The sequence below is a fragment of the Chryseobacterium sp. MYb7 genome, from assembly GCF_002979455.1.
GTDB lineage: Bacteria > Bacteroidota > Bacteroidia > Flavobacteriales > Weeksellaceae > Chryseobacterium.
Genome location: NZ_PCOU01000043.1, coordinates 21199 through 27574, shown reverse-complemented (window position 1 = coordinate 27574; position 6376 = coordinate 21199). Strand labels below are relative to the sequence as shown.

General features: G+C 32.8%; 2 protein-coding genes. Both read right to left on the bottom strand.

The features are described from left to right. Positions 1–2762 (bottom strand): DUF6443 domain-containing protein (locus CQ046_RS22510; RefSeq protein WP_105704413.1); only part of this gene is annotated, 2762 nt, incomplete at its 3' end. A gap of 6 nt (positions 2763–2768) precedes the next feature. Continuing rightward, positions 2769–6371 carry a DUF5977 domain-containing protein gene (locus tag CQ046_RS22505; RefSeq protein WP_105704412.1) on the bottom strand — a complete coding sequence of 1201 codons (3603 nt, stop codon included), beginning with the start codon at positions 6369–6371 and terminating at the stop codon, positions 2769–2771. Positions 6372–6376 lie beyond the last annotated feature (5 nt).

The window sequence follows — 6376 nt, the reverse complement described above, 5'->3', positions numbered from 1 at the left end:
TATTCTTCACTTAAAGGGTCTGGAGATATCCAGCGTCCTATGTCTGGCATATAAAACCTTGCTCCATAATCATACATCCCACTTTCCTGAAGTTCCTTTCCTCCGAATTTATAGTTGTAATAACTTCCAAAGTTTGAGTAAGAAGATCCACCAATATGGTTTAATCCGAACGGATAATAATTATTAGTATCTATTGACTGTACTACACCAGCATTATCCTTTGCAAAAGTTACCCTCACATTTCCTAAATGATCTTTATAATTGTAAATGTAGCGATTTTCTACAAAACTGTAAAACCCTTCCGAAGTAGGTACAAAATCTAGCTTCCACTTAGGCGTGTTAAGTATTGGACTTACAAATTTTGAATAAGCCTGCATTTCAAATGCTGTTTCAGTTCTACATGTGATGCATATACCTCCATCATCTATGTACGAATATTGAAACCCATCCAGATAATCAGTCATACGAATCGTTGGAAGTCCCATATGAGCTTGTTGTCTGTATGTTTTTCGAAGTTTTGCCCCATCAGCACGATACAAATGATTTATATTTGTAGTACTTATATTTCCAAAAGAATTTGTAAACTGCATTCCAATTGAAGTCGGTAGGTTCATATAATTGTAAACAATAGATTGAATCCCCTTATCCTTCATATCTGTCATATTTCCATTAACATCATAAGCAATGAAGTTATTACCTCCCTCATATCCTGATGTATTAGAGGAATGTTCTATCACCTGATTCAGACGGTTTCCTATATATTTATATTCAAGATCATCAACCTGTGTTGCTGTAGTCCCAGATACTGGATAAGCATTCCTCTTTAATGTCATGATATTTCCATTCAAATCATAAGTCAGATTTTCATTGAAATTGTTATTATAAGGATTGGTAGCACCTGGTTCTGTATAGATTGCGTCTTTCAATCTGTTGAGAGGATCATAAGCATAAGAATATCTTTTCAAAGTGCCCTCTGAGGCATTTCTCCAATCTATCTCTGCAATATTTCCATTATACTTACCTGATGTTAAATTGGTATATACAGGATTGGTATATTTGATCTCATATCCAAATAGTTTTCCATTTAATGAAGCTGGATCATTAACTTTGGTAAGCCAGCCACGGATATTGTATTGGTAATCCATGGACTGTAATGGACTCGCAAGATCTGTTCCTCCCACTTTCTTATTAGTCACCTGGGATAGCTCATTATAGATATTCTGGGTTAGAATCTCTATAGGGTTACTGTCAACCTGATGTTTGTGTACCAGAAGCCTGTTCTGATTATCATATTCAAATGTTTCGGTAATGACTCTTTCGGTATCAGTATCTAATCGTTTGTGTCTTGTTACAGTCTGTTTGGTAACCCCTGCAAAATCCAGTTTAGATTCCGTATGAGTATATCCTCCCAAATGATTGATAGAATGGGTTCCAATCACTCTTCCTTTCCTGTCATAATAGGTGTAGGTTTTTGTCCAGCCGTCATCTTCAATGTTTTTTACAAGACTCAAGACAGGAAGCCCTTTGGTACTTCTTCCGTCAGCGGTAGGAGTTTCAGAAAGAACTGGCTCTCCCATAATCGTTGAAGGAAATGGAGGATTAAAACCATACTGTTGAGGATAAGAGTCATAATAAGTCACTGACAAAAGTGTATCCAGTCCCCAATTCATATTGGTATAATAGTAATCCATTCCATTGGCATTCAGGGGCATATTAGCCCTACCTTCAAGAACAGCTCCTCCACTAATCTGATTCTGCATTCCAATCCTGGTATTATCTGCCTTCTTTATCCCTGTATAAATTTGTCTTCCGAAGATATCATATTTATAGATCGTCCAGCTGAATAAAGCTCTCTGATTAGCATCCTGGGAAAGAATCATTCTGTCTGCATTGTCATATACCATAAATTCCCAATCCTTGCCAGGAAGTTTCTTTTCAACAAGTCTACCCCTTGTATCATAACGGTACTGATAAGCTAAGGCATCATGTTCAGGTATTCCCCAACTGTCTAATTTGGATAAAAGTGGGGGAATAACAAACGCTAACTGATCATATTCATTGTAAACATAGTAAGTATCTGCATTCTCTGTAGCACTAATTACTTTTCTTACTAATAGCAACTGTCCTTTAGGATTTTTGAACTCAATCGTTTTATTGTTATCTTCATCAGTTATAATATTTTTATACAATTGTGCTTCTCCGTAGAGTCCATTATTAGCAATTCCTGATTGAGTAGCATCATTTACCCAAGTCGTAGGAGCAATAAATTTTCTTACCTTGTCATCTGTAGAATTGGCTTCATAACCAAATTTTATAGATTTTCCGTTCCAGTCATTACCTACTTGTTTCTGCTCCAGAATCCTGTCTAAAGGAGACTTTTCGAGCTCTTTTTCAGAATAAATCTTTTCATTACCATAAACAGTTGAAGCATTACCTAGTGGCGTTGGAAAAATAGCTCCATTTTGTGTTGAAGATTGCGGAATAGGTAAAAAGTCTTTTACTTGTCTTCCAAACGGATCATATTCAATAGGAGTAACCACATCTTTTCCTAATGGTGATGCTTTTACATTGACTATTTGCTTTGGTCTTCCCAGCCCGTCAAAATATTGGACAGTTTCTAAAGATTTTGTAGCGGTGGTGCCATTATAATCCAGATAGGTTTTACTCTGGATATAGTTTTCTGTATTAGGAAGCGTAGTAAGCTGTGCTTGCAGAGTACCTGTTATAAACAAAGCATTTATCGGTATTATTATTCTTCTCATTGTGTTTTAGTTTTTGTCAAATTGGAAGGTAAAATTTAAGTAATTATATCTGCCAGGTACTATGGTCCCAGATATTAATTTTGCGGATACATTTCCGCCAATATCAACTCTGATTTCCCATGTACGGTTAGCTGGAGTATCACCAAACATTCCTCCTGGAGGTTCGTTAAATGTAAATACTATAGCTGTGAGAGTACGTTTGCAATTTCCTGATATTAGTCCAAGTGTACGATTTGTATAAAAAAAGTTTGGATCTAAATTATTTGTGCTGATATAAGCACTAAATTTAACAACGTTTCCCTCATTATAAATTACAGAAGGTGTGGTCAATGACAACCCTCCTGTAGGAGTAAATGGACACTCCGATGGTATGCATACAGCATTTGTATTCGCTAAGAGTTGACCATTAGCTTCAAGATCATACAATGCTTGTTGCTCCGCATCGTCTTTTGAAGTAGAAGAATAAGTTTCAGCAGGAACTGTATAAGTATAAGTCCCACCTACAAAACCTGCCCCGCAATTTCTCCTTGTAAATGTTTTAGTCTGTTCCGAATTATAAAATATTGTTGGATACGTATATGGGGAAGCATAGTTATAATTAAAATCCTTAATAGTTTCTCCTGAGATGTTAGTGATTTTACCAAGTCTATTTTTTGTGTCGTATATATAATTCTCTCTTATCCCATTAGGAGAAGTTTTACTTGTTATACCCACTAAAGGATTATATGTATAAGTCGTTATTGAATAATTTTGCAAAGCTGGATTTTTTCTAAAAGTTTCCAGTGAGCTAATTAATAATTGTTCTGAATTAGCATCTTTATCAACGTTAGATTTTTTTACTATATCTAAATTCAAATATGCTGTTGGGGTTGTGGAAAGTCCAAATATTTGCATCAATTCTACATATGTAATACCTTGTATCTGAGCAAGAGGTAAAGTCTGATTATATCCCCATATTGTTGTTGTAGGAATTTCTTGTTTTGTTTTATTTTGTAGTAAATTTCCCTTATCATCATATAACTGATAGTACATTTGATCTTCTGTCTTTACATTTGAAAGAGAAGAAAAATCAGCATTTAAAAGAGAGTTTCTTGTTGTTGTAACTTTCCAGACATTTGAAGTATTGGCATCTTTGGTATAAATATTTTCCGATAACTGGTTTTTACCTGCTGTATTTTTCTCTATTGTAATTACAGGCTCAATGAAATTGTCATTAAGCAGATTTTTGTAAGTAGCATATTTGCCGCCAGCATAATCAAGATCATTGCAGTTACCTGTAAGGCAGGCATCATTTAACCTTAATGCATCTCCTGGATAATAAATATTTTTCGTGATTTCACTTCCATCTGTCAAAATTTCTTTGGTTTCAATAGGAAAAGGATGCCAGTACAAATATTTATCATTATAAGTTTTTTTAAAATTTGTCGTAATAATCTTATTTCCAAAGTATTCTGTTGTCGTAATATTCTCAGGCAAGTATGGAAGAACAGGAATGTACATTCTTCTACCATCAGATGACGGCAAACCTTCTGTAAATACATAATAATTATTATCTGTAATTTTGCAACTTGAACAATTACTTGTGGGTTCATTGATAGGCTGAATATTATTTAAGAAATTTTTGTATGTATATTCTGTACTACTTTTAAGAATACCATTAACATCTATCAATTCCTCTTTTTTTAGTTTTCCTCTTTCGTTTTCCTTCGATAATAATTTTGGCTCTCCTAGATTAGTTATCCCATTAAAATTAGGATTCTTAAAATATAAAGATTTAGCTTCGTCTGGGTTAGTTTTTCTGTTGGTAAAAAAATATTTTACCACTCCTTTTTCATCAATTTCCTGAACTTCTGTATAATGTATTAGATCAGAACTATACATATTCGGGGAAAGGTTTTCTGTAGATGAGGTCATAGCCGCAGTATAAGTTATCAAACCATTTGGGTTCATAAAAACAACAGGTGTGGGCTTGTAATAAACTCCCTGGTCTAAAATTCCTGTTGACTTATTTGAGTTATCTACATACTTATAATTTTTAGTATATGAATGGATTCCGTCATTATTGACTTCTTTGTATAATCTTGCTCCATAATACTTGTTTTCAGTGACATTTTCAACTACATTTTCCTCTTTATAAATCATGGAATACTTGTGAGATTCGTAAAAAAATTCTTTGTATCCTCGTGTAGGAAGTAATATTCTTTTTAATAAACCTGCTTTGAATATTTCTTTATCTGGATTTTCAGGATCAGTATAGGTTATTTTACCATTCCAGAAGCCCATTGTATTCTTGTTTCCTGCATTATATTGTGGAAAAACATTTGTTTTATAATAGTCAAAAGAATATTCCTCATCTTTTTCATTGGAAACCTTTTTTAAGAAAGTTCTCTTGTAAGTTCCGCCTAGATTATCATAAGATAAAGAGATATTATTTACGAGCAAATTATTCGTATCAAAGACTGTTATTTTTTTTAAATAAACCTTTGTAAGTTCTAAAGGATTTGTTGTTTCATCGTACTCAAAATTTAATTTTCCAAAATCACTAATATTGATAGTTTCTAATATACATTGTTTAGAATATATAGTTTCCGTATTCTTTTCGCCTGAAACTATTTCACCAATAGTTCCGTCATATACGGAGCGTGATGATGTAGTAATAGCACTATTTTCTTGTCTACCGATAAATAAATTATTGCTTTTTAAAGTTTGTTTGTCTGGAAATGAGATCGTAAAATTAGTGGTAACATTCTTCCCTTCATTAATAAAATTATTTAAAATGCTTTTGTTACTATTTTTGTATGTAGCATTTATTATTCTTCCGTTATACAGGATTATTTTTTTTAAATTCCATCCAACAATATAATTTGTTCTTATATTCCTTTTTGCAGAAGTATTATATACAGCTGGAGTGGCATATTCAGAATAATCAACATTTAATTGATGGTAGTTAATTTCTAATTCATTAGATGAGCCTCCAAAAATAAATATGTTACCCTTATCATCCTTTAAAGTGATTTCAGAAAATGTGATCTCTCCAAAAAGAGGCTGGCAATTAAGGTTATTTATATCTACAGTCAGATTAGCATTTTCACAAAAAACAATAGTTTTTCCATTATGATCAATAACAAAATATCCTTTATAACCAAAAAAATCAAAATAATATTTATCCGTCATCCATGTGAAGTACTCATTAGAAGTACTAATAGGGTTTTCTAACAAAACTTTCTTTGTAAAATTGGAGGAAACAGGTCTAAAACAATCTTGTTCATTATCACTTACTTTGTTATAAAATAATGAATATTTTCGAGTCAGAGGTCTCCTTGTTTCTCTTGTAATTTTGCCAAATAAATTAACATTCCAATTAAGACCTACAATATCGGGCTCTATATGTGGCCTGAACCCATTGGACTCATATGTAAGGTTACTTGCTAATGTTAATTCATTTCCAAGACTGATCTGATAAAGAGGAACGGAAACATTAACTAATCCTGAATATAATTTATTACTTGTTTCAACTCCTTTAATTAAAGCGTAACTACTAATACTCTTATCTTGAGAATAAAGAAGGGTGTTTATAAATAGTAGTAGGATGTAAATATAATTTTTCATAATAC